22 protein-coding genes, 2 tRNA genes and 1 pseudogene are annotated in these 26,972 nt (G+C 38.7%); 10 read left to right on the forward strand and 15 right to left on the reverse strand.

Annotation, left to right across the window (positions count from 1 at the left end; translation table 11 throughout):
- Positions 1–33: 33 nt before the first annotated feature.
- Together E0H89_RS01180 and E0H89_RS01185 are read left to right on the forward strand one after the other, a co-directional pair.
- Positions 34–1,866, forward strand: a complete 1,833-nt coding sequence (locus E0H89_RS01180; RefSeq protein ID WP_131213844.1) for a phosphoenolpyruvate carboxykinase (GTP) — start codon at positions 34–36, stop codon at positions 1,864–1,866.
- 97 nt (positions 1,867–1,963) lie between these two features.
- Entirely contained in the window at positions 1,964–2,326 is a 363-nt protein-coding gene (locus E0H89_RS01185; protein WP_131213846.1) for a hypothetical protein, read from the forward strand.
- Between the two features lie 134 nt (positions 2,327–2,460).
- Here E0H89_RS01185 and glpD read toward each other — a convergent pair whose 3' ends face one another.
- Positions 2,461–3,981: a glycerol-3-phosphate dehydrogenase gene (glpD, locus tag E0H89_RS01190; RefSeq protein ID WP_131213848.1), complete on the reverse strand. Its 1,521-nt coding sequence runs from the start codon at positions 3,979–3,981 to the stop codon at positions 2,461–2,463.
- 311 nt (positions 3,982–4,292) lie between these two features.
- Here glpD and E0H89_RS01195 point away from each other — a divergent pair, with 311 nt between their 5' ends.
- The 3 genes and pseudogenes from E0H89_RS01195 to E0H89_RS01200 all read left to right on the forward strand — a co-directional run bounded on the left by E0H89_RS01195 (position 4,293) and on the right by E0H89_RS01200 (position 6,946).
- Entirely contained in the window at positions 4,293–5,600 is a 1,308-nt protein-coding gene (locus tag E0H89_RS01195; protein ID WP_131213850.1) for an MFS transporter, read from the forward strand.
- A 256-nt stretch (positions 5,601–5,856) separates the two neighbouring features.
- Positions 5,857–6,042: pseudogene (locus tag E0H89_RS16945) on the forward strand (alpha-ketoglutarate permease); the annotation flags it as partial.
- 475 nt (positions 6,043–6,517) lie between these two features.
- Positions 6,518–6,946 carry a hypothetical protein gene (locus E0H89_RS01200; RefSeq protein ID WP_131213852.1) on the forward strand — a complete coding sequence of 143 codons (429 nt, stop codon included), beginning with the start codon at positions 6,518–6,520 and terminating at the stop codon, positions 6,944–6,946.
- Positions 6,947–6,980: 34 nt separating this feature from the next.
- On the opposite strand, the gene E0H89_RS01205 is transcribed toward E0H89_RS01200, so the two are convergent.
- Together E0H89_RS01205 and folD are read right to left on the reverse strand one after the other, a co-directional pair.
- On the reverse strand, positions 6,981–7,649 hold the full coding sequence (locus E0H89_RS01205) for a class I SAM-dependent methyltransferase (protein WP_131213854.1): 669 nt from the start codon (positions 7,647–7,649) through the stop codon (positions 6,981–6,983).
- Between the two features lie 251 nt (positions 7,650–7,900).
- Positions 7,901–8,749 (reverse strand): bifunctional methylenetetrahydrofolate dehydrogenase/methenyltetrahydrofolate cyclohydrolase FolD, encoded by an 849-nt coding sequence (gene folD, locus E0H89_RS01210; RefSeq protein WP_131213856.1) that lies wholly within the window; start codon positions 8,747–8,749, stop codon positions 7,901–7,903.
- Between the two features lie 152 nt (positions 8,750–8,901).
- On the opposite strand from folD, the gene E0H89_RS01215 reads away from it, so the two are divergent.
- Positions 8,902–8,975 (forward strand) — tRNA-Cys (locus tag E0H89_RS01215).
- A gap of 13 nt (positions 8,976–8,988) precedes the next feature.
- A tRNA-Leu gene (locus E0H89_RS01220) sits at positions 8,989–9,074 on the forward strand.
- 165 nt (positions 9,075–9,239) lie between these two features.
- Here E0H89_RS01220 and E0H89_RS01225 read toward each other — a convergent pair.
- The 8 genes from E0H89_RS01225 to cysD form a co-directional block, all read right to left on the reverse strand.
- The gene (locus E0H89_RS01225; protein WP_131213858.1) at positions 9,240–10,145 is read right to left on the reverse strand and encodes a helix-turn-helix transcriptional regulator; all 906 of its coding nucleotides are present in this window, start codon (positions 10,143–10,145) and stop codon (positions 9,240–9,242) included.
- A gap of 140 nt (positions 10,146–10,285) precedes the next feature.
- Positions 10,286–10,483, reverse strand: coding sequence for a hypothetical protein (locus tag E0H89_RS01230; protein WP_131213860.1), 198 nt, complete (start codon positions 10,481–10,483; stop codon positions 10,286–10,288).
- 239 nt (positions 10,484–10,722) lie between these two features.
- The gene (locus E0H89_RS01235; RefSeq protein ID WP_131213862.1) at positions 10,723–11,715 is read right to left on the reverse strand and encodes an NAD(P)H-quinone oxidoreductase; all 993 of its coding nucleotides are present in this window, start codon (positions 11,713–11,715) and stop codon (positions 10,723–10,725) included.
- Positions 11,716–11,852: 137 nt separating this feature from the next.
- Positions 11,853–12,101 carry a DUF2798 domain-containing protein gene (locus E0H89_RS01240; RefSeq protein ID WP_131213864.1) on the reverse strand — a complete coding sequence of 83 codons (249 nt, stop codon included), beginning with the start codon at positions 12,099–12,101 and terminating at the stop codon, positions 11,853–11,855.
- 72 nt (positions 12,102–12,173) lie between these two features.
- Entirely contained in the window at positions 12,174–12,683 is a 510-nt protein-coding gene (locus E0H89_RS01245) for a PadR family transcriptional regulator (protein ID WP_131213866.1), read from the reverse strand.
- Between the two features lie 60 nt (positions 12,684–12,743).
- A complete protein-coding gene (locus E0H89_RS01250) occupies positions 12,744–14,240 on the reverse strand; it encodes a hypothetical protein (RefSeq protein ID WP_131213868.1) in 1,497 nt (498 codons plus the stop codon).
- 185 nt (positions 14,241–14,425) lie between these two features.
- Positions 14,426–16,042: a sulfate adenylyltransferase subunit CysN gene (cysN, locus tag E0H89_RS01255; protein WP_131213870.1), complete on the reverse strand. Its 1,617-nt coding sequence runs from the start codon at positions 16,040–16,042 to the stop codon at positions 14,426–14,428.
- 160 nt (positions 16,043–16,202) lie between these two features.
- Positions 16,203–17,111 (reverse strand): sulfate adenylyltransferase subunit CysD, encoded by a 909-nt coding sequence (gene cysD / locus E0H89_RS01260; protein WP_171459113.1) that lies wholly within the window; start codon positions 17,109–17,111, stop codon positions 16,203–16,205.
- Positions 17,112–17,454: 343 nt separating this feature from the next.
- Here cysD and E0H89_RS01265 point away from each other — a divergent pair, with 343 nt between their 5' ends.
- The 3 genes from E0H89_RS01265 (at position 17,455) to pgaB (E0H89_RS01275) (ending at position 20,892) form a co-directional block, all read left to right on the forward strand.
- A complete protein-coding gene (locus tag E0H89_RS01265) occupies positions 17,455–17,997 on the forward strand; it encodes a hypothetical protein (RefSeq protein ID WP_131213874.1) in 543 nt (180 codons plus the stop codon).
- 1,147 nt (positions 17,998–19,144) lie between these two features.
- On the forward strand, positions 19,145–19,492 hold the full coding sequence (locus tag E0H89_RS01270) for a VOC family protein (RefSeq protein WP_131213876.1): 348 nt from the start codon (positions 19,145–19,147) through the stop codon (positions 19,490–19,492).
- A 173-nt stretch (positions 19,493–19,665) separates the two neighbouring features.
- Positions 19,666–20,892: a poly-beta-1,6-N-acetyl-D-glucosamine N-deacetylase PgaB gene (pgaB, locus tag E0H89_RS01275; RefSeq protein ID WP_131213878.1), complete on the forward strand. Its 1,227-nt coding sequence runs from the start codon at positions 19,666–19,668 to the stop codon at positions 20,890–20,892.
- On the opposite strand, the gene pgaD is transcribed toward pgaB (E0H89_RS01275), so the two are convergent.
- Genes pgaD through pgaA form a run of 4 tightly spaced genes read right to left on the reverse strand, consistent with a single transcriptional unit; the run spans position 20,858 to position 26,964 of the window.
- Positions 20,858–21,364 (reverse strand): poly-beta-1,6-N-acetyl-D-glucosamine biosynthesis protein PgaD, encoded by a 507-nt coding sequence (pgaD, locus tag E0H89_RS01280; RefSeq protein WP_131213880.1) that lies wholly within the window; start codon positions 21,362–21,364, stop codon positions 20,858–20,860. The genes pgaB (E0H89_RS01275) and pgaD overlap by 35 nt on opposite strands.
- Complete coding sequence (gene pgaC, locus E0H89_RS01285; protein WP_131213882.1) at positions 21,357–22,625, reverse strand: poly-beta-1,6-N-acetyl-D-glucosamine synthase; 1,269 nt, start codon at positions 22,623–22,625, stop codon at positions 21,357–21,359. Before pgaC ends, pgaD begins: the two co-directional genes overlap by 8 nt.
- A complete protein-coding gene (gene pgaB, locus E0H89_RS01290; RefSeq protein WP_131213884.1) occupies positions 22,625–24,463 on the reverse strand; it encodes a poly-beta-1,6-N-acetyl-D-glucosamine N-deacetylase PgaB in 1,839 nt (612 codons plus the stop codon). Before pgaB (E0H89_RS01290) ends, pgaC begins: the two co-directional genes overlap by 1 nt.
- Positions 24,463–26,964, reverse strand: a complete 2,502-nt coding sequence (gene pgaA / locus E0H89_RS01295; RefSeq protein WP_250697806.1) for a poly-beta-1,6 N-acetyl-D-glucosamine export porin PgaA — start codon at positions 26,962–26,964, stop codon at positions 24,463–24,465. Before pgaA ends, pgaB (E0H89_RS01290) begins: the two co-directional genes overlap by 1 nt.
- Between the last annotated feature and the right edge of the window lie 8 nt (positions 26,965–26,972).

A 26,972-nucleotide genomic window follows, 5' to 3' on the forward strand; every position in this document is an offset into this window, starting at 1 on the left:
TTCAAATTGTACACATATGAGATAGGCCTCACCATGACCCAAGTGAACGCACCAGAATTCGTTCGACACCCTAAGCTTATTGCATGGGTTGAAGAAATTGCAAAATTAACGAAGCCAGCGAAAATTGAATGGTGTGACGGTAGCGCAGAAGAATATCAACGTTATATCGACTTGATGATCGCTAACGGCACTATGCAAGCGCTTAATGCGGAAAAGCATCCTGGCTCTTACTTAGCTAATTCTGATCCTTCTGACGTTGCTCGTGTTGAAGGTCGTACATATATCTGTTCAGAAAAACAAGAAGATGCAGGTGCGACAAACAACTGGGAAGCTCCAGCTGAAATGCGTACTCGCCTGAATGGTTTATTTGATGGCTCAATGAAAGGACGTACTTTATATGTTGTCCCTTTCTCTATGGGTCCTTTAGGTTCTCATATTGCACACATCGGTATTGAACTTACTGATTCTCCTTACGTTGCGGTAAGCATGTCTAAAATGGCTCGTATGGGTAAAGCTGTTTATGATGTTCTTGGTACTGACGGTGAATACGTTCCTTGCGTACACACTGTAGGTGCTCCGCTTGAAGCAGGTCAAAAAGACGTTGCATGGCCTTGCAACCCTGAAAAATACATCGTGCATTATCCAGAAACTCGTGAAATCTGGTCTTACGGTTCTGGTTACGGCGGTAATGCATTGTTGGGTAAAAAATGCCTGGCTTTACGTATCGCATCTTCAATGGGTCGTCAACAAGGCTGGTTAGCTGAACACATGCTAATCCTTGGTGTGACCAATCCACAAGGTGAAAAACATTACATCGCAGCAGCATTCCCTTCTGCTTGTGGTAAAACCAACTTTGCAATGTTGATTCCACCAGCAGGCTATGAAGGCTGGAAAATTGAAACTGTAGGTGACGATATTGCCTGGATTAAACCAGGTGAAGACGGTCGCTTATATGCAATCAACCCTGAAGCTGGTTTCTTCGGTGTAGCGCCTGGTACAAATACCAAGACTAACCCGAACTGTATGGCTACGCTGAACAGAGACGTAATTTATACCAACGTTGCTGTGACTGATAACGGCGAAGTTTGGTGGGAAGGTCTGACTAAAGAGGCGCCTGCTAACCTGACCAATTGGAAAGGCCAACCACACGTTGCTGGTGAAAAAGCTGCTCATCCAAATGCACGTTTCACCGTTGCTGCTGGTCAATGCCCTTCTATTGATGCTGACTGGGAAAATCCAGCTGGCGTGCCAATCTCTGCGTTCATCTTCGGTGGTCGCCGTGCAGATACAGTGCCTTTGGTTTCTGAAGCTTTCGACTGGGTTGATGGCGTTTATAAAGCAGCAACCATGGGTTCTGAAACTACTGCTGCTGCTGTTGGTCAACAAGGTGTTGTTCGTCGCGATCCGTTTGCGATGCTTCCATTTGCTGGCTACAACATGGCTGACTACTTCTCTCACTGGTTAGAATTGGGTGAAGAAGTTGGTGCTAAAGCTGCAGCTGCTGGCAACAAACTCCCTAAAATCTTTAACGTAAACTGGTTCCGTCGTGATGCTAAAGGCAACTTCGTATGGCCTGGTTTCGGTCAAAACATGCGTGTTCTTGAGTGGATGATTGATCGTTGTGAAGGCCGCGCTGAAGCGACTGAAACTCCAATCGGCTTGGTTCCTACTTATGAACAATTGAACTGGACAGGTATCGATTTCTCTAAAGAGCAATTCGAAACTGTTACAGCACAAGACAAAGATCAATGGATCAAAGAGTTGGAAAGCCACACTGAATTGTTCACTAAATTAGGTGAACGTTTACCGGCTGCACTTAAAGCACGTCAAAATGAGCTTTTAGAAGCTGTTAAAAAATCTGCTTAATTTTTTGAATTAATTGATAAAAGGTCACTTCGGTGGCCTTTTTTTACGCTAATATAAGCCCGCAAATAATTCCATAACAATAAAAGAAGAAAATCTCATGTTAAAAGCATTCACACTTACAGCTTGCCTACTCGGTTTATCTGACCTAACCATGGCTCAAGAGACTACAGAACAATCTGATCTTCATATCTGTGCCATCAAAAGCACGCCTGACTCAAGCCAATTTCAGGTCAAAAAACGCATTAAAGTTGCCAAAGGTACTTATGGTAGCGTAGAAGAGTTATATTCACGCTTTGCAGAACGTGCACATCAGGTCGGCGGTAACGTGGTGATTAACTACAATGCCAGCCAGCGATTTGGTTTCTGGCCTTGGCGCATGGTACGTCCAGTGATTTTGGGTACTGCAGTTAAATGGAATACGCCTGTGAACTGTGTAGCAATGGGCGGCGTTGAAATTTAAAACACTCTAAAAATATAAAGTTAAATGCAGTCTCAGCTAAAAACTTAATTGAAGATCAATATTGAAGACCAATACTGCAATTTAACTCAAATAAAAGACCGTCTAAGCGGTCTTTTATTTCAAGTTTAAAAAACTTAAGCTGCACTCTCCTGCGATCTCTTAACCAGTAACTTCGAAAGATATTGATCCAACAGCTGAATCTGGTCATTAGTAAATTGATAGCCTAGCTTGGTTCTGCGCCATAAAATATCCTGGCTGGTTCTGGCCCATTCTTGATCTACCAGATAATCTACTTCTCTAGCAAATAAGCCATATCCAAAGTCTTCGCCAAGTTCATCCATCGCTGTAATAGCACTTATAAATTTCCATACCCGTGAACCATAGGCATGCGCCCAGCGCGAAGCCAACTGGAACGGTACATCTTCAATGCTTTGCGTAATTTCCTGAATTAACCGTTCAACTGAAACCAAGTTTTCTGCACCGGGCAATAATGCTTTTTCAGTCCAGGGCTTATTCATGTTCGGAAAAAAAGGTTGCAAATGTGCAACTGCAGATTCTGCCAGCTTTCGATAGGTCGTCAGTTTTCCGCCAAACACTGAAAGCAAAGGCGCATCATCTTTCTGCTCATACGACATTGCCAAAGTATAGTCGCGGGTAATCGCGGATGGATTATCAGACTCATCGTCACATAAAGACCGAACCCCTGAATAGGTCCATAAAATATCTTCAACACCTAACTGATGCTTAAAATGATCATTATAAACATCCAGCAGATAATCAATTTCAGCTAGGGTAATCTTGACCCGATCCAAATCGCCTTGGTATTCATGATCAGTGGTTCCAATCAGGGTGTATTGCTCCAGATAAGGAATCGCAAAAACAATCCGCTGATCATCATTTTGAAGAATAAAGGCTTTATCGCCTTCATAAATTCTTGGCACAATAATATGGCTACCTTGAACCAATCGGAGCCCATAAGGGGATTTTTGTTTTAAATTCTGTTGAATAAATTGTGCAACCCACGGCCCAGCAGCATTCACCAATGCTTTGGCTTGAACCTGATAAGTGCCTTGTGCATTTTCCAGTTGCACCACCCACAATCCATTTTCACGGTATGCAGAGTTGCATCGCGTTTGGGTAACAATATACGCACCACGCTCATGTGCTTGTAGCGCATTTAAAACCACTAAACGCGCATCATCCACCGCACAATCTGAATATTCAAAACCCTGTATCATTTCTTCCTTTAAAGGGCTGGTTGCGGCATCAAAATGGATATGCTTTGAGCTTGCTAATTTTTCTCGTTTACCCAAATGATCATAAACAAATAAACCGGTACGAATCAGCCATGCAGGACGTAAATGTGGCTGGTGCGGCATGATAAAGCGCAAGGGTCGAATAATATGCGGAGCTTTGGCTAATAAAATTTCACGTTCAACAAGCGCTTCACGTACTAAACGAAACTCCTTATGTTCAAGATAACGCAAACCACCGTGAATAAGCTTACTGCTTGCAGAAGATGTATGACTGGCTAAATCATCCTTTTCGCATAGGAACACAGACAGCCCTCGTCCAACGGCATCGACTGCAATGCCGACACCATTGATGCCTCCACCAATCACCACTACATCATAGACCGGATGACTCATTTGCATGTCTACCTCCTCTAATCCTGTCAAAACAGCTGACTTAAATTTCTTATTGTTGTATGAAACTTAGCACCATTTAAGGTGAAATGACACTTGCAAATTACGGATGAATAGAAGGAATATAAAATAACAATGGGGTTGTCACAGCAAAAATAAACCGTACCTATCTATCCTTCACCTCACTCTCCCCTTCAACCACTTCTGTTTCAGACACTTAAATTCGAACATTTTTCATACAGAACTAAAAACTCGTATGCTTATATCGTTAAAACAATAGGTTTAACATCTAAAAATAATAACAAAATGGACTTGGACAAATGATTGAAGATAACGTTCCTCAAGCAAATCTAGATACCAAAACACGGGTCAAATCCATTCTGGGTGGTTCAGCAGGCAACCTGGTCGAGTGGTATGACTGGTATGTCTATGCCGCATTTACCTTATATTTTGCGCATGCTTTCTTCCCCAAAGGCAGTCAAACAGCACAATTACTTCAAGCTGCCGCCATTTTCGCAGTCGGCTTTTTAATGCGCCCAATCGGGGCCTGGATCATGGGTATTTACTCGGATAAAAAAGGACGTAAATCGGGACTTACTCTTTCTGTAACCTTGATGTGTATTGGTTCTCTGATGATTGCAGTAGCCCCAACACATGACCAAATTGGGGTATTTTCACCTATTATTCTTGTGGTTGCCCGCCTTATACAGGGCTTAAGTGTTGGTGGAGAATATGGTGCCAGTGCCACTTATTTAAGTGAAATGGCAGAAAGAAACCGACGCGGTTTTTTTTCTAGTTTCCAGTATGTGACTTTAATCGCAGGTCAGCTCACCGCACTCTGTGTGTTACTGATTTTGCAGTTTGTTCTTACTGAAGCACAACTCCATGCGTGGGGATGGCGCATTCCTTTCTTTATCGGGGCTTGTCTTGCGATTGTCGTGTTCTATATTCGCCGTGGCTTACTCGAAACCCAATCTTTTAAAAATGCACAAAAAGATAAGAATCAGCCTGAATCGAGTATGTTTGCACTGTTCAAACATTATCCTAGACAGGCATTTACTGTGTTGTTTTTAACCGCAGGTGGTACGGTGGCCTTCTATACCTATACCACCTATCTGCAAAAATATTTAGTCAACACCTCCGGCTTTAGCAAGCCCGAAGCCACGCAGATCACGACTCTGGCTCTGTTTATTTTCATGTGTTTACAACCTTTTGCCGGAGCTTTATCCGATAAGATCGGACGCAAACCCCTCATGATTGCCTTTGGGGTATTGGGCGTTCTATTTACCTATTTCTTATTTGACAAACTTGGACAGACTCAAGACTACTGGTCTGCATTCTGGATCTGTTTGGTCGGCTTGATCATTGTTACAGGTTACACTTCAATTAATGCTGTAGTAAAAGCTGAAATGTTCCCTGCACATATTCGTGCATTAGGAGTCGCGCTTCCCTATGCACTTGCCAATACTTTATTTGGCGGAACAGCAGAGTTTTTTGCACTGAGTTTCAAAGAAGCTGGACATGAATCATGGTACTTTATTTATGTCACTATCTTAATTTCTATCTCATTGATTGTTTATATCTTTATGAAAGATACCAAACACCATTCAGAAATTAAAGAACACTAATTCCCAGTTATTTTTTAAAGCCTTTTGACAGGAAAGGCTTTTCTTTTATCCTATTCAATTAAAACAATAAATTAAAATTACTAAATGTTCAAAACAAAACACCGACAAAATTAAAGTCGAATGATCAAGCCAAACTATAGGCGTATAACATATTTTTAAAAATTTATTTTTGTCTTCCCTTATAAAATGTATGGTTTCAAATTTTTCACCTCGAAAATTTAAGAATATGTATTACCCATAATTTTTGAAAATTATGATGGCAAATTCATCTTTTCAGGTTGCTACTTCATAACTTGACCGCAAAACTCGTTTCAAATCTATCTTTGGCGGCTCTGCAGGTAATTTATTTGAATGATATGATGGGTATGTACATACCGCACTTAGCTTGTACTTTGCTTTCCAATTTTTTCCTGAAGGCAATAACACTGTCAAACCGATTCAACCTACTGTTGACGTGATATCCGGTAAATTGGCCGTAAACTGGTTATGAGGGCCTTTGGCTTATTGGATGTATACTGCCATTAATAGGAATAGTTAAAGCGGAATTATTTCCTGTAAATATTCTTGCCTTGGATATTGCTTTACCTTATACCCTTGCCAACTCCTTGTTTGGTGGGACAGCAGAACTGCCTGGACTTAACTTTAAAAATACAACTTATAAAAACCTCCTTTTCTCCTATCTTCCGTTCAGGATGGCCTTGTCTTTAAGTACTGATATCTTGCTGAGTGACTCCAAGAAACAGAGCCTCATTATCGACCATCAAACCCAGTATATTTAGCTGAATAATCACCTAAAAAAGGCTTTTCACTTTGTCACAATTGGAAAGCTTTTTTATAGATAGATGCCTGGATTACATCGTTAAAAAAGCAGGCTTATGGCATACTCAATACAATAACAACGCTTGGAACTTTTAAAGATGAACAATACCTATAAATTGCTTGGCTTAGGTTTTATGGCGCTTGGACTTGCTGCGTGCCAAAGCACACCGCTTCAATATAATGGTAATGTCGGCTATCAGATCGAAAGCCAGTCACCTAACTCAGCAACCTTGGCTTATACTTTGGCAGGTCGCCAGAACCAACAAGTAGATGAGAGAAAATTACAACGTGCTTGTCAAAAAGTATTAGGCTTAAACAAACAATACAAAATTGATATTTTAAGTATAAGTGACATTGCCAATCCAGCAATACAGACTCCACAATATGGCCGTCAACTGGGGCACAGTCGTACCAGCGTAAGTCTCAGCAATACGCCAGATTTATATAATAGTGAAGACATGGCAACTCGCCAAGCTTTAGAGGCTCGTCCAAGTACATTAAGCGTGGTTCGTTATACCTGTTCTTAAAATTTTAAAATGTAGATAGAAAAAAAGACGCTGTTTACAGCGTCTTATAAAAACTCACATTTCGAAATTCTTTGGACTCATCCAGATCCGGCCAAGTCGTGGCACTGCGTTCGTCTAATTTTTGATAGTTTGGATGACTAAAGTTTTTCACACGGCTATCCGCCACCCAAACCTCGGGTGCAAATTTTAAAAATTCATCCATAAAAAAGCGGTTACATTGATCATAAAGCACATCCGCTGCTAACAGCACATCTACCTGTTCTGCCTTATACAGATCATCTAGATATTCAAGCTCTACGTTATTCAGTTCTGCATTGGCACGACAGGCATCTAAACTCACCCTATCAATGTCACAGCAAATAACGCGTTTTGCCCCTGCCATTTTCGCTGCAATCGCGACTACGCCAGATCCTGCACCGAAGTCTAAAACCACCTTATCTTTAACGTGCTCAGGCTCTGCCAGTAGCCACTGTGCCATCGCAAGCCCTGAAGCCCAACAGAAAATCCAGTACGGTGTATCGTTCCAGATACGACGAATCACGTCATCATCCAAACGATCGGTGGGAAACACTGGTGGAATCAGCCATAAAGAAATCGGGGTTTCAGGTAGCTGCTGCGCCATCAAGTCACAACCGGGGATCACCTCATGTAAGGCTTGGATAAGATGCTCTGGGGCTTTGGAGAATTCGAAAGTACAGCTCATAGATAAGCCTTAAAAACTTATTAGAATTTATAACTAAAATTTGATTAATGCCCGAGTCATTCGCAGCTGTCTGAAGCAGACTAAAATCAAATCTGTCCTGTTTCTGCGAACAATAAGAAAAAAGACGGATGATGCCGAGTTCTGCAAATGACAAATGGTTTTGGTTACTTTTCCCGAAAGAAAAGTAACCAATGAGCTTCTTACATCAATTTTCACAACGATAAGAATCCGTTGTGACATACATCTTCAAATTAACCTAAAGCTTTTTCAGCAGCTTCAACCGTTTGACGAATCAAAGTGGTAATAGTCATAGGACCTACACCACCTGGAACAGGTGTATAAGCAGAAGCAACATTTTCAATACCGACAAGCTGAATATCACCTACACCACCGCCATCACGTGGATGGAAGCCAGCATCTACAACGACTGCACCTGGTTTAATCCAGTCTTTTTGGATCAATTCGGCTTTACCCACTGCACCTACAATAATGTCAGCCTGTTTAACCAATTCTGGAAGATTTTTAGTACGCGAATGGCAGATGGTTACCGTTGCGTTGGCTTGAAGCAACATCATTGCCATGGGTTTACCCAAAATTGCAGAACGACCCACAACTACCGCATGTTGACCTACAATTTCAATGTTGTTCTCTTTCAGCATGGTCATAATGCCTGCGGGTGTTGCAGACCCATAAGCCGCCTCGCCCATTGCCATACGACCAAAGCCAAGACAGGTTACGCCATCTACATCCTTTGCCAAAGAAATTGCATCAAAACATGCACGTTCATCAATTTGAGCAGGTACCGGATGTTGAAGCAAAATACCGTGTACATCCGGATTGGCATTTAATTTTTCAATTTCAGCCAGTAATTGTTCAGTTGTGGTCTCTTTGCCCAATTCAACTTTTAGCGAATCCATACCGACACGGCGGCACGCATTGCCTTTCATACGTACATAGGTAGCAGATGCACCATCATCACCGACCAAAATAGTCGCAAGAATGGGGGTACGACCTGTTTTCGCTTTTAATGCTTCAACGCGAGTTAACAAGTCCGCTTCAATTTGTTTTGCCAATGCACGACCATCTAAAACTAATGCCACGGCACATCTCCAAAGTAGATATGAATCAATTTCGCAAATAATACATGATTATTTCGGCTATTTTATTCTATATGCTGATTTTATGTGCATATACACTATTTATAGTATTGTTTTTTTTTCAAAGATTGCTAATATGTGCATCACCAAGAGATGGCGGGGTGGCAGAGTGGTCATGCAGCGGACTGCAACTCCGTGTACGCCGGTTCGATTCCGACCTCCGCCTCCAATCTTGTTAAAATGCCCGAGTGGTGAAATCGGTAGACACAGGGGATTTAAAATCCCCCGCCCACAAAGCGTGCCAGTTCGAGTCTGGCCTCGGGCACCATTTTAAGACTACTTAAAATGGTGCAATAAAAAATCCAGCTTAATGCTGGTTTTTTTATGCCTGAAATTTCTTGCAGGCTAATCATAAAATTCAAGGGCATTGTGCTAAATACTTATCTATATCTACCCATCGCCCAGCTAAAACTTTAAAACCTTGCGTTTATTTTTACTGTGCATAGGTTAAATAGCCTTGCAGACTGGCATTAAGTTTTTGTTGGAAATGCTCAGGTTTGACGATTTTCACATAAGGTATCCAGTAACGCACCAACGGGTTCAATTCTTTCTGATGCCTAATCTGACAACCAATCAGCAACTCCCCGGTTTCCAATTCCTCTAAGATGACCTGTTCTGGAAAAATCCGGCGTTGCTTAAAATAAATTGCAGCCTCTGGATGTACAGATAAAATGACTTCCTGTTTTTCATGCTGAAACCAAATACCATCTTCATCTTTTAATTGCTGCAGCACATGCTGATCATGTTCAAATCGTAAGAGTTGATGGCTACAGATAATTTTCTCAATACGACCAAGACGGTAAACACGCAGTTCCTGCTTGCGTACAGCCGCCAAATACCAGTTACCCATGTGATGAATTAATCGATACGGTTTTACAACCCGCATTTGATTTCTGTAAAACAAAGCGATTTGCTGTCTTTTTTGAATATTACGGGTGAGTATTTTAAAATGTTCGGCATACTGCCTCGGATCTTCAAAGTTATACCCTTTGGCAGAAAAAACCAGATTGGCACGGTTATCGAATAACTCTCTTAAAAAAGAAATATCTAAAGAGGGATAAAGATCCTGAATGCCAGACAACTGGGCAAAATTTTGAATGTCTTGTAACTTAAAGCGCCCGAGATAGGAAGATTCCAGATAAAATTTTTTGGTTTTAGTGTCTTGAATGAGTGGAAGATAAGAATTTAAACGATCAAAATCACGCTCTATGGTTCGGCTACTCACCCGAAATTCAAGCGCTAATTGTTGTACGCTTAACTGATGCCCTACATTGAGCTTGGTTAATATACGGGCCAAACGTTCAGCAAGTCGTTCATGCGTTGAAGGATGATCCTTCATAAATCCCCTCTTCGTGCTTTACAGCACTGCATATAAAAATATGCAAAATTATTTAATTATCAAAAAAATTATACAGCCAAATAAAAAATAATTTTCAAATATTCCCTTCAACTTAAGGCTAATAAAAAGACTCTAAAAAGCTATTTAACCCGCTGTGTCACGCGGCTTTTTTTACCCTTACGATGAAGGCGTTCTACATAACGTTCTAAATGAAGCATTGCCTGGTAAAATTTATGCAGGTCTGAATTTGACACCTGATTATGAATAATCGCTTTATGCAGGCGTTTTAAAGCACGGAAACTATGCGCACGGGTATATGGTGTTGATATAATCTTCATTGTACATCCCCTTATTGCATGATATTTAACCCAATACCAAACAAATTGGTCAGGTTAAATTTTAAGGTTAATTTAAGCTACCTTTCTGACAGGTTGTGTCGAATAATCGATATTATTTTAATTTTTTATCACTTTTTAAAAAGTTATTTATTACTTTTCAATTAATTAATTTGAATTTTTATATTATTTTATGCAAAAAAAGCCAACACTTGTTGGCTTTCATTGTTTAAGTAGAAATATTAGATGATTTGCACTACCACTTTACCTACATGCTCACCCGTATCCATAATGGCGTGTGCATCTTGAATCTGATTAAACTTAAATGTTTTATAGATCATCGGTAAACATTCACCTTTTTCCCATAGCGGTGCAACCGTTTTTTGCAAACCTTGTGCAATTTCAGCTTTCTCTGCCGTGGTACGTGCACGCATAGTTGAACCAGTAATGGTCAAGCGTTTCATCATGATTTGACCCAGTTTAACGTCTTTGGCTTTTGCCCCACCCAAGAATGCAATATAGACCAAACGCCCATCACGGCGTAATAAATTCAAATTACGTTCTAAATATGGCGCACCAACCATATCTAAAATAACATCAACGCCACCATTATCGGTTTGTTCATTAATGACCTGTTCAAAGTCTTGAGTCTTGTAGTTAATCGCAGTCGTTAAATCTGAAATGGCCGCAACTTTTTCATCAGTACCCACAGTTGCAAATGTTTTGATTCCAAGCGATTTACACAGCATTAAAGCAGTCGTACCGATCCCGCTGGTTCCACCATGAACCAGTACAGTTTCCCCTGCTTTAGCTTTACCCATCTGGAACACGTTCGCCCAGACGGTAAAGAATGTTTCGGGAATGGCTGCCGCTTGAGTAAAGCTTACGCCTGTCGGAATAGTCAATGTTTGGCTTTCAGGTACAACGCAATATTCAGCATAACCGCCACCATTGGTCAGGCCGCAAACTTTGTCACCGACTTTAAATTTGGTCACATCACTGCCTACAGCTTCAACAATACCTGAAACTTCCAGACCCGGCACTGGTGTTACGCCTTTAGGCATTGGATACAAACCTTGACGTTGTAAGATATCAGGACGGTTAATTCCGAAGGCATGGACTTTTACCAAAACTTCATCTGCTTTAGCTTCAGGAACCACTACTGTTTCAAAGCTAAGTTTATCGACACCGCCTGGCTCTGTAATAATGACTTGCTGCATGTTGGTTTGTGACATGATTTCTTCCCTTTCAATTTATTAACTATTCATCTATCTACGGTTTATTTCAACATAGTTCATCTGTGCTTTAAAGCCAACTCCTGCTTATGTCTGAGAGCTTACCATCAGCTAGAGAAATACCTCTAGATGTCGGTTTAATTTGGTTTGGCCATAAATAGCATAAGGAAACGATGAACCAAAGGCAGCACCATGAGGATCAGTGGAAATGCCATCAGCCACGATAAACTCCATGCATGCAGCCACAAAGAAAAGAAGCCATCCCCAAAACCTTTATTAATAATCATGTTAAAACAAGAAATCGCGCCACTCATGATGCCAGATAAAAACAGAGGCATGAGCCACGCTAAATGCTTGGGATGAATTTTTGGAAGATGGTTATGCATAATTGACCTATATATACTTCATCTTGATGTTGGCTTTTTATAGACGCTTTGAGTCTTTTTAAATGTAGGTGCTTACATTCGAGCGATGTCTACAGCGGCCTGATCGATCTTTTCTGCAATCTCACGGACTTGTTCAGGCGTGAGCTCACAACGCTGTATTTTCAGGCGCAGCGATGTTTTTAGATTTTCCATGGCACGTTTGATATCAATAAACTGTTCGTTATTGTGGATTTGTTTACGTGTGCTAAAGCGGCACAGAATTTTCTCTACAGTAGCTCGTTCTATTTCTAAGTATTTTATGCCGGCAGATGTAATGCTGTATTGCTTGCGCTCATCTACATTCAATGCTGAGCGTATATAGTGTTGTTCTTCGAGATAATTTAGCGTTGGGTAGATGGTACCTGCGCTAGGTGTATAACCGCCGCCTACGACGCAGCCTACATCTTTGATAATGTCATAACTAAACTTGGGTGCTTGAGCAATAAGATGCAGTACCAACAGTTTCATATGCCCTGATTCAAACAGACGTTTACGGGGTTTGGTAATGCTTCCGATATCTACAACAAGCTCAGAATTTGGCATAACAAAGATACACCTTAAGATTAATTAAGATATATCTTACTTGTTTTTTTGTATTTGTCATTATTTTTCTTTTGTAAAAAATCTAATACTTGTTAAAACTAAAAAAGCCATTATCACCAAGATCAAACAAGTAACTAAAAAGAAATATAGATTTTCGTATGCATTAGCAGGATAGTAAAAATTAGTAGTTTTCCAAATAGGTGCTATAATGTCTTTTCCTACACTTGGTATTGCTAATAGCCCAAAAAGAATTGCAAAAGCTAAATTGACTACATTACCCTTTTTCTCATGTTTAAATTGTTTTTCATCATAACTTATTAAAATTGCTTCATTAATCTGCGCTTTTAAATCATTTATCCCAAATTTTTCCCAAGCATTTTTACTATATATACGCACTTCACCCGATGCAGCTATTTCTTGAGGACTTGCAAGTTCATTTGCTCGCCAACGAAGAGCTGAAACCTCATCAACAGAATGACTTTGTCTTATTTTTTGCAATAGCGCTCTATGAAGCATGTAAACATATTCTATATACGTAGCAATCGCCTCGTGTGATGAAATATAATTTTCTGGCACATCAATTTCTTTCGCTTTTTTAGATAAAACTTTTAGGCATGCTGATTTTTCAAAAAAGATCGAAGCATCGTCAAAAAAACGAATATCTTCAACCAACTCACGATCCTTTCTAAAATCTGATGTAAACCGTTCTATAATGCTTAAAAATTCATTTTTAAATTTTTTATTATTTTCACTTGCAGTTGAACACTCCCCCTTGAAATCCAATAAATATATATATGGCCTTCCTTCCCAATAAGTACCATTTTCTATAATTTTCCTCTGCCCAAATAACAAATATCTAATCCCTGAGTTTGGATTACTTAACAAGTAAGCAAATAGATTCAAAAGACTTTGAGTTAAAGTTGAAAGCGTATCTCTGGAAACTGTATCTCTTGTTAACTCAATTAAACCTAGTGACTCTGATTCGCTCCTAAAAACTTTAATATTTTTATCAACCACTTTGTAGTGCAACTTTTCATCTTTTAACAACTTCCATCGCTTATAAAATGGTGTTCGTAAAGTATGGTTATATGATGTAGCTAATAGCTTACAAAGGAACGGACTAACATAAGCTCTATCAATTGGGTGTAAACCAAGATTAATACACTGATCAATATACTCTTTTATATTTAGATCAGTATTGTCTAATTCATTTTTATATTTAATTACAACAACCCCATCTTCAAAAACAGTAACAATAGGAGTTAATTTGATTACTTCTTTTTCATATTCTAAATATATTTTTTCCAAATAAAATTTTACAGATTCCGTAGACAATATATTAAATATTCTAGCTTGATGAAAACTTTCATTCACAGCAATTAAACAATATTCTGGGATATTTTCACCAGTTTCTGTATTTTGGACAGGATAAAAATTTATAGCTGCCTCATTTTCATTTTGAAAGTAAGTTTCAAAACCTAATATTTTATATTCATCATTTAAATTATAGTGAATTCTATTATTTTTAATTGCACACGTTCCCAATCTTAATTTCAATATATTCTCGATGAGACTAGAAATATCAACTATCTGCACATCTAAATAGCTACTATATGTATAGTGAATCTCAGATCCGTAAACTTCAAATTGTTGATTTTCTATTTCTTTTATTCCTTTCTATTTTCTTCTTATTATATAAAAAACCCACCTTACGGTGGGTCTTCTTTCAAATCAACTCAGTCTTACAGACGAACCAATTCCACAATCTTCTCAGCCAATTCTTCAACCGACTCTTGCGCGAAGCTTACATCTGTACCTTCTGCAACAGTAGTAATTACTGCAATACCTGTTTCACGAAGCAATACAACTTGTGCAGTATCTAAGTCTGCTTTTGCAATCGCAACGATACCTTGTTGAAGCAACAAGTTCTCAAGTGCTTGGGCATTTTCCAATGCTTTTGCAGATGCAGTAATTGACGCTGGTTTTTGACCCAAACGTGCTGCACGGTCTTCCGCTGTTACTGGATTGGTATGAGCTGACCATTCAACCGACTCTTCCACCATACCCGCACCAATCGTGACGTTATTCAAACGATCAATGAAGATAAATGAACCGGTATAACGGCTGTCCTGATAACGGTCAAATACTACTGGTGCATCAAATTCAATAGTGACGTTGGCAATCGCATTCAGCTCAAGGTGATCCACTTGCATTTGCTCAAGTGTATTCACATTGGTACGGAAGTTAATACCAGTCACTTTGGCAGGAACGGTTTGTGTACCAATTTTGATGTTATACAACTTGCCCAGCACAAGCGGTTGATCTGCCATCCATACCACAGTTGCTTTAACCGAACGCGAAATGGCAGGAATACCCTGATCCGCACGGATCAACATATTACCGCGTGATACATCAATTTCATCGTTTAGCGTCAATGTCACCGCTTGACCTGCAAATGCATGTTCAAGGTTGCCATCGAAAGTTACGATTTCTTTAACCGTTGAAGACTTGCCCGATGGTAAAGCAACAATTTTATCACCTACGTTGATTTCACCAAGCGCAATCGTACCTGCGAAACCACGGAAGTCGAGGTTAGGACGGTTGACATACTGCACAGGGAAACGGAAATCACGTTTCGCGGTATCACGGTTAATTTCAACAGACTCAAGCGTACCCATTAAGGTTTCGCCAGTGTACCACGGCGTATTTTCAGACTTGTTCACCACGTTATCGCCATTCAATGCAGAAATAGGCGTAAAAATGATGTTGCTTGGCTTACGGTCGCCCAATTGGCTCACGAAGTTGGCATAGTCGGCTTGAATTTCATTGAAGCGCGCTTCAGAGAATTCAACCAAGTCCATTTTGTTAATCGCAACAATAATGTTCTTAATACCGAGCAAGCTTGCAATATAGGTATGACGACGAGTTTGAGTTTGCACACCATAACGCGCATCAATCAAAATGATCGCAAGGTCACAAGTAGATGCACCTGTCGCCATGTTACGTGTGTATTGCTCATGCCCTGGAGTATCAGCAATGATGAACTTGCGTTTTTCAGTAGAGAAATAACGATATGCCACATCAATGGTAATACCCTGTTCACGTTCAGCTTGTAAGCCATCTACAAGAAGCGCTAAGTCAGGCGCATCACCTGTGGTGCCGACTTTTTTAGAGTCGCGCGTTACCGCTTGCAACTGATCTTCATAGATCAATTTTGAATCATAAAGCAAACGACCGATTAAAGTCGATTTACCATCATCCACGTTACCGCAAGTCAAGAAACGCAATAAATCTTTATTTTCATGTTGTTTTAAATAGCCCAAGATATCCTGGCTAATGAGTTCTGATTGATGAGACATTGCTCAAACTCCACATATTCTTTAGAAATCGGTTGTTTTGAATCTCTTTGAATCCACCTAAATCCTCCACGGACCATGGAGGACTACCCTTTTTTATTTACCCTTCTTTTATAAAGAGGTAAGCAGCACTGCTGCACAAGAGAGATTTTTAAAGGGATTCTTAGAAATAACCTTCCTGCTTTTTCTTTTCCATCGAGCCTGCTTCATCATGGTCAATCATACGACCTTGACGTTCAGAACTTGTGGCCAAAAGCATTTCCTGGATAATTTCCGGCAAGGTGTTAGCAGTTGATTCAACCGCACCCGTCAATGGGTAACAACCTAATGTACGGAAACGTACCGATTTCATTTGCGGAACTTCACCTTCTTTTAAAGGCATGCGTTCATCATCAACCATAATCAGTGTGCCACTACGTTCAACTACAGGACGTTCTGCAGCTAAATAAAGTGGTACTAATGGAATACTTTCCAGATAGATGTATTGCCAGATATCAAGCTCAGTCCAGTTTGATAACGGGAACACACGAATACTTTCACCTTTGTTCACTTTACCATTGTAAAGGTTCCAAAGTTCGGGACGCTGGTTCTTAGGATCCCAACGGTGCTTCGTATCACGGAAAGAATAGACACGTTCTTTAGCACGTGATTTTTCTTCATCACGGCGCGCGCCACCAAAAGCAGCATCGAACTTGTATTTATCCAGAGCCTGTTTTAGGCCTTGGGTTTTCATGATGTCGGTATATTTAGAGCTACCATGATCAAACGGGTTGATCCCAGCGTCTTTCCCTTCTTTATTTTGATGTACGATCAGATCGAAACCATGGGTTTTCGCCATGTTGTCGCGGAATGTGATCATATCTTTGAACTTCCAACCTGTATCGACATGCAATAGCGGGAATGGGAGTTTTGCAGGATAGAATGCTTTTAAGGCAAGATGCAGCATCACGGCAGAATCTTTACCAATAGAATACAACATGACCGGATTTTCAAATTCGGCAGCCACTTCACGGATAATGTGAATACTCTCAGCTTCTAGCTGTTTAAGATGAGTAAGTCTTTCCTCATTTATGGACATTGACAACACCAACTCAGATCAACGTGTACTTATTACACTTTTAAAAATATATATATTCATTATAAAGATTTAGTTATCACAACTATTGCTTGTTTTATTATATTGATATGCAAAATTGTCATATAAAGCTTACCTAATAATAAGTATAAGTTTTTATTAATGATTCACTTAAATGCTGATCTATTATTTTATTCAGACAGTGCTATTACCACAAGCCAACATTAAAATTTACAAAATCTTATCTGATTGGTTATTCCTCTAAAACATCTATGTTATTCGTGCTGAAAATTACATAGATTAGCCAAATTCTCTCCCATCTCCTATTTTGTTTTGTATTATGCCTACGCTAGACTGTACTCTTAAATCCGTTAAATCCAGCCTAGAACAGGCACAGCTTGCTGTTCATATCTATCAACACAATGAGCATTTTCTGATCTTGCAAGAACCTTTGAATGATGATGGTTCAATCCTGAATGATTTTGTGCAACATGAACTCACTGCTGACCAGATTGGGCTGCAATTTGGACTAAGACTTTCGGATAATTATCTCGATTTTTTGATGGGTGTTACCCATAGCAACCAAGACCGTAGCTATGAAATTGGGGCGGGTAATCTTAAGGCCGATCAAAAAGCATTTAACTTGCTGTATGCTTTTTATAACTACCCCAAAGCATTCTATTTGGTCAGTCTTCCACTTGCAGCCAATAGTACGCAACTTGAAGAAGCAATTGAAAGCCAATTATTCAATCAACCTGAATTAAATTTCCTAAATACCGCGGTTAAAACTAATCCGATGGGACAACCAGTGCACTGGATGAAAAACTTTATTACGCAACAGGCTTTGGACATGAAAGTTCGTATTCAAACCTGTTTGAATTAAGCTTTATCTGAATTAGGCGCGGCTTAAATCAAGATCTGATTGTTTTGAGATGTCCTACATTTAGCCAATTTAATTAAAAGGTGGATAATCAGTATCTCCTAGACCTTTATCACATTTCTACTCTTTTACGAGAGGAGAAATTTAAATCATCTTCTACAAACCTTACTAAAAACACCTCTTCATAAAACAATAACTCTGCTCAACAACTGAACTTACATTTATACCAACATGAATTCATTTTTTAGACAAATTTATTTCTTCACCACTCTGTTTGATTTAGATTATTTTATATAAAAAACAATAATTTGAATAATTTAAGTGAACAAATGTATAGAGGTAAAAAAATAATGGGGGAACTTATTATTCATTCTTTTACGCTCATTTTCAGAGTTTATATTTGCCTGATGTTGCTATCAGGCAGTTAAGAGCTACTTTTGCTTTTACTGGGTGGTGGCTCTAAAGGATGGTTGGAGCAATTTTACTGAATAATTTAAGCACTGCATAACATGTTGAAATTGGCATCGATGCAGATCAGATTCCCCCTAAGTTTTAGACTGGTTATATTTAGGTATGTGCCACTTTTTGTCCCGCTAATTATTTTCTTAGCCCTTTATAGTTTAACCGGTTGTATTATCCAACCGTATGGTTAATGAAACGAATAACATCTTGTCTATCGAAAACAGGTAGAAATCTAGATTCGTTTAGCATTATTAAAATATTTACACCAGATTATCCGTAAAAAGCATTAAATAGATAGAAATATTGATAATGTTAAAATCAATTAAATCAACATTCTAGGCTAGAGGGTCGGAATCAATGCATCAAGCGAAGTCTATTCGGATCATGGGTAACGTCCCTATCTGAGTAAGTGGTGAACAGCGCTTTAGCTTTACGTTATCAAATTCAACCCCCCGATCATTGCTAGCCTGATGAATTAACGGGGGTATTCAAGCAGTTAATCCTAATAGTTTAACTCAAAGTCTAAAGTGGCTTCATCTAAATAAAAATTTAAAAAATGCAGCCAAATCAGCTACATTTTTTATTTTAAATTGAATAAATTTTATACAATTATTCTGCATAAACTTACTTGAGTTATAACTGTAGGACGTTACATTATCTGCTGACATTGCATATATAGAGCATAATAATGACTTCCTCTATTTACCCTGCCTTGCGGTTTAAAGAAAATGCAAAAGCTGCATTGGAATGGTATAGCTCTATTTTCCCAAATAGCCAAATTACTCAACAACTACTGGACACTGCGGTAAAAGCAAAATTTTCAGGTATCCCGTTTGTTGGTATTAACGGCGATAACTCTTTTATAACCCATTCTTCTATTTCTTTTATGGTGACTTGCGAAACTTGTTCTAAATTGACTCTTACTGGAATGGAATTACCTTACAGGGCACTGAAGACCGGTGCAGTTGGTGTAAAGACTAATCTGATATCAACTTGCAAGTTGTCCCGAAAATTTATGGGAGATTTTAAACAATAATCCTCCTAGCCTAGATACCATATTCAAAATAAAAAGAGTGCTTGATGATTTAATTCGAGCGCAATAAAAATTAAAAAATAAAATTTGCCCAGAATACAATCAAAAATAATTTATGATTTTTCAAAAAACAATGATTTATCTAGCAAAAACTAACTAAACGCGAGTATAAAAAAATGATTAATTTTAAAAAGATGTGTAAAAATCGTTTTACCCCTTGCCTGTATTTAAGTCTAGGCTGCCTGACTTCTACTGTAAACTCTGCAGATTTACCTCAAATTAAACATCACCCTATAAATGATATTGTTCAGCAGAATACTGTCAAAAAACTTATTTCTTCAGCAAAGAAAACCACTAAAATTGATCAGATGCGCATTATGCATATCGATATTGACTATATATATGACAAAGACAAAAAACAGCAACAGGAGAATATTCGGACTTTAATAGAACGGATTCAACAGATTCAACCTAATACCATTTTTTTACAAGCTTTTGCTGATCCAGATGCGAATGGTTCAACAGATCGGGTCTACTTTAAAAACCGTCATATTCCCTTAAGAGAAAATCTTTTTCCAGTTCTAGTAAAGCAAATTCGTAGCAAAACTCAGGTAAAACATATATATGCGTGGCTGCCTTTAATGGCTTGGGAATTTCCAAAAAGCTACCACATTCCCTATGTTTTACATAGTGAAGGCGGAAAGCAAGGTTATATTCGGGTTTCTCCATTTGATCAACAAAACCTGAAATATGTTTCTGAAATTTATTTAGATTTTATGAAGTCTAATTCAGTGGATGGAGTACTCTATCATGATGATATTACCCTGAATGATTATGAAGATATTTCTGCTCCTGCCCGAAAGATGTATCAATCGTGGGGGTTTAATTCAGAGCAGATATCAAAACTCCAAAATTTTCCAAAAAAAGCACCATTAGCTCAACACAAAACAGCATATCTTGATCAATTTGCTGAAGGTATTAGCAAGATACTTAAACAACAGCAACCAAATATCCTTACTGCACGAAATATGTATGCACCCGTGGTATTAAATCCAGTAAGTGAGAACTGGTTTAGCCAGTCGATGCCCAGCACATATAAATACTATGATTATAATGCCATCATGGCGATGCCCTATATGGAAGAAGCCGATGATCATCAGCAGTTCTATTTAGATTTAATTCAACAATCAAAAAAATACGACCCAGAATTGAGTCGTACCATCTTTGAACTTCAAGCTGTGAATTGGAGAAATAATCAGAAAATATCTACCCAAGAACTTACAGAAACCATCAAGTTTTTAGAGAAACATGGAGTAAAACATATTGGTTATTACCCCGATGACTTTGTTACTGAACACCCTCAACCTTCTAGGCTGAAACACGCTTTTTTAACTGATGATTAACCTCAAAAAATTCTAACTTCCCTTTATTATCATAATAAAGGGTTAGATTTTTTGCCTGTTGCATATTCAGAATATCTATCGTATTAACCATAAAACTCCTTGCAAGCTGTTGTTCATCTATGGCTAAAGGAGTACTACGACGCTCACGGTTATAAAAGCGAATCCAGTTATATGTTGCCCAAAGCAGCAGTGCACATATAAAGGTGGTAATCATCATGATGATATTCATTAGACTCAACTGGCTATCGGGTGCCGCTTGGATCACCAGTTGTTGATAAATCGTTTTACCTTCTACCCACCAGAAAAATCCTGTCAACAGTGGCATGAACAACCACATAAAAGTAAGCCAACCTGCAATTTGCAAACTATAACCCACTGACTTATTTTTTACATATTCAGGTTTATCAATATAAGCAGGAAGTTCTAACTTCGACTCATCTTTAACAATATGAAGTTTATCTATATTAGTCATTTTTCATCTCTCCTCTAAAACCACGATCTGGACTAACCCATCGAGCACGCTTTTGAGTTTTGAAAATTGTTTTGGGTAATGCGACGACCGTGGTGAGCATCGCTAGTATCCAGAAGAATAATGGATACCAGATCACCCAAAAATAGTTCCTGAACATTCGGTCTTTATCATAAGACTTATCAATCCATAAACTGACAAAGAACTGGATAAGACACGTTAGCCCCAGAATCACCCCATACCATTGAGGAAAGAGCGATTGAATTGCCCATTCGCCCGGTAAAGAGAAAAACAGACCATATAAATACAAAAGAATAATACCAAACATCACATATGCCCAAACCACACTGATAACGGATTCCAGAGCAATTGGCCACATCCGGCGCAAATTCCACTTAAACAGTTTAGGGAGATAAGCGATTAAAACTTCAATTCCGCCTTGCGCCCAACGTAAGCGTTGCTTCCATAACCCGTTGATTGTTTCTGGCATATAAATGTAACAAAGTGCTCGTGGTACATATTGCAAATCCCAATGGTCAAACTGTAAACGCCATGACACATCAATATCCTCTGTAATCATGTCATCACGCCAATAACCAATACGGTCTAAAGCAGTTTTACGAAAACCGGCAATTGCACCCGAAACTGTAAAAATCCGTCCATAAGTTCGTTGGGCGCGTTTAATCAAACCAATGATCGAGGAAAACTCACCCACTTGAATTTTACCGAGGATACTAGAACGGTTCACAATACGAGGATTACCCGTTACCGCACCAATTCTCGGGAAGCGGGTTAAATGATGCATCATCCATAAAACAGCATGCGGATGTAATAAGGCATCACCATCAATACAGACCAGATATTCATTTTGACTGACCATTGCACCTGCACGAAGCGCATAAGCCTTACCTTGATTTTCAGCTAAATGAACCACTCTCAATTTTGGGTATTGCTGTAAAAGTGAATCTAGAATTTCAGCAGTTTTGTCTCGACTTCCATCATTCACTGCAATCACTTCAAAATTTGGGTACTGAGATTGCATTGCAAATTTAATCGTTTCTCGGACCTGTGCTTCTTCATTAAAACAAGGAATAACAATACTACAGCCATGTTCACTTGGTTTTGGTAAGGCTGTTTTTTTAACTTCGTGCTTTAAGTAAAACCAGATCCCCCCCGCTATCCAAAGCCATGCCATAAATAAAGGATAGAAAAAGGCAAAGCCAAAATAAAAATCACTAAATCTAAGATGAATCAACTCTTCCATTATTTCATCTCCTTGGCAATGTTGCCTTCAAAAGGATTTCGATAAGTTAATGGACTGTCATTTGAACTAATAGACTGGTAAAGATTTTCCTGAAATCGTCTACCTTCGTTTAATTGATAATTATTAAGACCAATTTTTTGTACAGCCAGCCTTTTTAAAACTTGATAATCATATTGATATTCTTTCCATTCACTTTTAGATACATTCGGATCAACGGTAAAACTCACAATCAAATGCTGTTTCTGTTTAAGATTCAATTGTTCTAACTGTTTTTGCATGGCTTTAAATACTTTAGGGTAACGAACAGGATCAAGTTCGAGATATAGGAAGTCGCCTTGAACTAGACAACTATCAAGTAAGAGTTTTAAACCATCTAAATGCTTATCCTTTAAAGTCATTTTCAATGCAGTCTGATAATTATTACTAATGTTTGTATAATATTTTGCCTTTTCTTTGCTGCGTTCTTTAATTTGAAAAACTTGTTTCATTTTTTGGCTACAAGCACCATCCCAAGTTTTATCTTGTACGCCACATAAGAACTCATCACCAATTTCTATCATCAAGCCTTCAATTGATGAGTTATTCTTGACCAAATCAGCGGTTAACTCATCAAGCTTAAGGCCTTGTTGTGTTTCCAGACTTATAGGCAGTTCCGCATATACTCGATTATTGATGCGTGTGCGCGCCTGCCAAACTGTTCGATTCAGCAAATCTTGGCGCATATGAAGCTGCTGATTTGGGAAATAAGCAACGTCTATTTTTCCATCCCCATTTTCGTCAGCCACTGCTTTTAATACAATCGTATTGGTTTTTAATGAATTAACTTGATCTAATAACTGTCCAAGTTTTTGATCGAATACTTGATTGTTTTTGCTGACCATTTCACTTAATTCGAAACGAATAATACTTTTGCGTTGCTTATAGAGTGCTCGTGCAAAAGTCAAAAAATCCAGCATTTCCTCATGGATCATTTCAGGCGTTGGATTATTCATAATCAAGCCGCGTTGATATGTGGCCCCGGAGTCCACAAGTGTAGACATACTGCCCAAGCTAAAAGACATTGGCAATCCTGCCTTTGCGGCAAGTTGTTCACTTTCTTTTGTTACTGCCCCATAAGGCCAGAAAATAGCTCTGGTATTGATACCTAACTGGAAGTCTAAAATTTCCTTAGATTTTCTTAAATCCGCAATCACTCGTTTTTGATAAGCTTGTTCAGATTCATATTTACCCAGCTTAGGCAAATATTCACGGGTAATTGCAGCAGGCTGCATATTTTTTTGTGGATTGCCAAGAATACCTTTATGTAAATCGTCTGAGTGTGAAGCAAAATCGACTAAACCTGATTCTTGCATTTCACGCATTTGATCCCAGGTCATTAAATTATTTTCACCATAGGCAGAATAGGCATCTTTGTTGTTGCCATTAATCCAACTGGTTGGAATTGCAAATACGGCTGGAAAATCATATTGCTTCAATAAAGGGAAAACTCGGGTATAACTACTTAATGCCCCATCATCGAAAGTCAACAATACTGATTTAGGAGGCAGGCTCTTTTTCTTTTGACGTGCTTCCCACACATCTTGCAGGCGAATTGGATGCCATCCTTCTTGTTGAATCCACGCAAAAAATTGTGCTAAATTTTTAGTACTAATTGCATAAACATCTCGATCCCCCACCTTAGCGACATCATCTCGTACATCATGAAAAGTAAGAGTTACAAAAAGATTATCTGGCATTTCAATTGCTGAATTTGTCACATTTTGAGCCAAACTTACGCTAGGAATTGCTAAATTTGTTGTCAACACTACAGCGAATAAAATTGTTGCAATTTTTCTCATTAAAAATTCCCCTTAAAACCAAGCACTGCGTAAGTTCTTTTTTCATCTATACCATCATAAGGATGTGTTCCCCATCCTATTCCGTAATTCAAATTCCAGGTCCGCGAAAGTTGCCAGTCATGTTGGTAAAATGCGTTATAAATCGGTTTTGAGGAAAATCCGTCTTGCCCAAAAGTTCCGATGGTTGCTTCGAAATGTTGTGTGAAATTTCTGTCATGTCTACGCCAAGTAATCCAATCATGTTGTAAAGTGAGTTCTGCGCTATAACTTTCATTAGGATTGAAATAATCAACTTGTACATCATCATTTTTACTGTAATATCCGCCTAAAATAAAACTGGTAATATGATGCGGGGCCGCAAAAACCCGTTGCTTAAAGTAGGCAGAGACTTCCTGACGGGTATTTCCATCATCGATATCAGTTAATTGATAAGCTGTACCCGCTTCACGAGATTCATTGTGATTCCAGTTCAGACCAAAAGTATAAGATTGACCTTCATTACCTTTTTTTATAGCTTGTAATGGAATATCGGCCTGACTATTAAAACCTAAAACATACTGCCAGTGATCACTCAACCATTGTGACCAGTCCACTTGTACTCCAAAACGATCATCTTCATTATCTATACTTTGAGAAAGCATGATATTGGCGGCTTTACGACGCGATTCCCATTCAAGTCCAAGTCCCACACGTTGATCATCAATTTTGCCATCCTCATAATTCGCCCAACGATTACTATGATTGGCATAAGCACGAAAAGTATCAAAAAACCATGGGGTATTAATACGTGTTAAATTCTCCTGTTCACGACTGCCTTTTAAACGATTCAGAACAGCAGAGTTATCAGATTCATTTTTTGAAAAAGTACTCTGATGCTGAATGGAGAAACGATTACGATCGTCAAGTTCTTTTTTGCTTTTTACAACACCAGAATCTCCTGGCATGGCTTCCATAAGATAAGCATTCTGCTTACGCCATTCTGAAATATCACCTAATGCCTGCATATTCTCTAAGTGATTGATTCGTATTAAGGAATCAACTGGCTCAACACCATCCCATTGCGCCAGTGTCCATTCTGAGCGTTGAGGTTGTTTACGCCAGCGTTGTACTAGCGCAAGATTACTTTGATAAACCACATTATTGGGTGCTTTTGCGACCAGCTTTTCAAAATATTGTTGCGCTTTACCATATTCTTGGCGATAAACATAATTGAGACCGACCAAGTTTATATATTCCATACGGTCCTCATGGGTAACTCTATCGACACCTTTTGCATTGCTATATCGATAAGTAGGCAACATTTTGTCCATTTCTAACAGTAAATTATTGGCCTGCTCATACTTTTCTTGTTCAATTAATGCGTAATACAAACCTGAATACACTTCATAAGTTTGATAGTTTTTTTCCTTTAGCAAACTTCTATATTGTGCCTCGGCCAATTTAGGTTGCCGATTCTTTAAATACGCATCTGCAATCGCTTGACGTACATAAGGAGGCATTTGCTCGATAGGTAATCCAATTTTGGGTATTTGTGCGAGCACTTCCTGAGCCAAGTTTCTCTCATTTAAAGCATATATGTACTCGTAATAAAATTGACGTTTAATATTGGGGTCATTAGGCAGTTGGGATTCATACTTTGCCATCTCATCTATAACTTGATTGAGTTGTTTATAAGCAATATTTCCACGATCACGATAGGTTGAAGCCTTGTAATACTGCACTGCATTCTGAATGCGCAGGGTAAATTCACTAATTTTTGCATTTGTTCTAAGTTGAGGTTTATTTGCCAATATTTGATTATTCTGAATATATTTTTCTGCTTTGGCATAATCTGCATTTACCATAAGTGCCAATGCATACTGCTCTTGCGCACTACTATTATTTGGATTCTTTTCAACGGCTAAACTGGCGGTATTCAATGCCTCCACTGGCATATTTAAAATGCGATAGGCATAAGCAAGCTGAGCTAAATAATCAGGATCAATATAGTTGATATCGAGCGCAGACAAGGTTTTTTTCGATTCAAGAGTTTTACCTGCTTCTGCCTGTAATACCCCTATCCATACAACCCATATTTGATTTTGATCGGTCTGAGCGAATTTTTTCGCCCATTGTTCTGCCAATTCAAATTTTTTTAGATCGCGCAAGGCTTTAAGGACATCAACCTTTGCATAATCTGGAAATTGTTGTGTTTGTATACCGGAGAGATATTTAATATCTTGCTCGGTAAATTTTTGATGTTCATATGACATCACAATAAAATCAGCAATCAGTTTCTGATTATTGGGCTGGAGCACTAATAATTGTCTGAGTTTTTGTAAACCCGCATCTACCTGTCCTTGCTTAATCGAATCTACTGTTTTTTCACGTTGCGGATCTATAGAGTCCCTATATAATAATTCTGCATGCAAAAATGTAGAAAACAGTAAGGTGCTACAAGAGAGGGTAAGTATATTTAATCTAGAATCTACTTTATTCATATTTAAAAATTCATCATTCATTGTTATTA

Origin of the sequence: Acinetobacter sp. ANC 3781 (genome assembly GCF_004331285.1) — a bacterium.
Taxonomy (GTDB): Bacteria; Pseudomonadota; Gammaproteobacteria; order Pseudomonadales; family Moraxellaceae; genus Acinetobacter.

Excerpts from the sequence above, each read along its gene's own strand:
- E0H89_RS01180 (WP_131213844.1), top strand. The coding sequence starts at position 34 with ATGACCCAAGTGAACGCACCAGAATTCGTTCGACACCCTAAGCTTATT.
- E0H89_RS01185 (WP_131213846.1), top strand. The coding sequence starts at position 1,964 with ATGTTAAAAGCATTCACACTTACAGCTTGCCTACTCGGTTTATCTGAC.
- glpD (WP_131213848.1), bottom strand. The coding sequence starts at position 3,981 with ATGCAAATGAGTCATCCGGTCTATGATGTAGTGGTGATTGGTGGAGGC.
- E0H89_RS01195 (WP_131213850.1), top strand. The coding sequence starts at position 4,293 with ATGATTGAAGATAACGTTCCTCAAGCAAATCTAGATACCAAAACACGG.
- E0H89_RS01200 (WP_131213852.1), top strand. The coding sequence starts at position 6,518 with ATGAACAATACCTATAAATTGCTTGGCTTAGGTTTTATGGCGCTTGGA.
- E0H89_RS01205 (WP_131213854.1), bottom strand. The coding sequence starts at position 7,649 with ATGAGCTGTACTTTCGAATTCTCCAAAGCCCCAGAGCATCTTATCCAA.
- E0H89_RS01225 (WP_131213858.1), bottom strand. The coding sequence starts at position 10,145 with ATGAAGGATCATCCTTCAACGCATGAACGACTTGCTGAACGTTTGGCC.
- E0H89_RS01230 (WP_131213860.1), bottom strand. The coding sequence starts at position 10,483 with ATGAAGATTATATCAACACCATATACCCGTGCGCATAGTTTCCGTGCT.
- E0H89_RS01235 (WP_131213862.1), bottom strand. The coding sequence starts at position 11,715 with ATGTCACAAACCAACATGCAGCAAGTCATTATTACAGAGCCAGGCGGT.
- E0H89_RS01240 (WP_131213864.1), bottom strand. The coding sequence starts at position 12,101 with ATGCATAACCATCTTCCAAAAATTCATCCCAAGCATTTAGCGTGGCTC.
- E0H89_RS01245 (WP_131213866.1), bottom strand. The coding sequence starts at position 12,683 with ATGCCAAATTCTGAGCTTGTTGTAGATATCGGAAGCATTACCAAACCC.
- cysN (WP_131213870.1), bottom strand. The coding sequence starts at position 16,042 with ATGTCTCATCAATCAGAACTCATTAGCCAGGATATCTTGGGCTATTTA.
- E0H89_RS01265 (WP_131213874.1), top strand. The coding sequence starts at position 17,455 with ATGCCTACGCTAGACTGTACTCTTAAATCCGTTAAATCCAGCCTAGAA.
- E0H89_RS01270 (WP_131213876.1), top strand. The coding sequence starts at position 19,145 with ATGACTTCCTCTATTTACCCTGCCTTGCGGTTTAAAGAAAATGCAAAA.
- pgaB (WP_131213878.1), top strand. The coding sequence starts at position 19,666 with ATGATTAATTTTAAAAAGATGTGTAAAAATCGTTTTACCCCTTGCCTG.
- pgaD (WP_131213880.1), bottom strand. The coding sequence starts at position 21,364 with ATGACTAATATAGATAAACTTCATATTGTTAAAGATGAGTCGAAGTTA.
- pgaC (WP_131213882.1), bottom strand. The coding sequence starts at position 22,625 with ATGGAAGAGTTGATTCATCTTAGATTTAGTGATTTTTATTTTGGCTTT.
- pgaB (WP_131213884.1), bottom strand. The coding sequence starts at position 24,463 with ATGAGAAAAATTGCAACAATTTTATTCGCTGTAGTGTTGACAACAAAT.
- pgaA (WP_250697806.1), bottom strand. The coding sequence starts at position 26,964 with ATGAATGATGAATTTTTAAATATGAATAAAGTAGATTCTAGATTAAAT.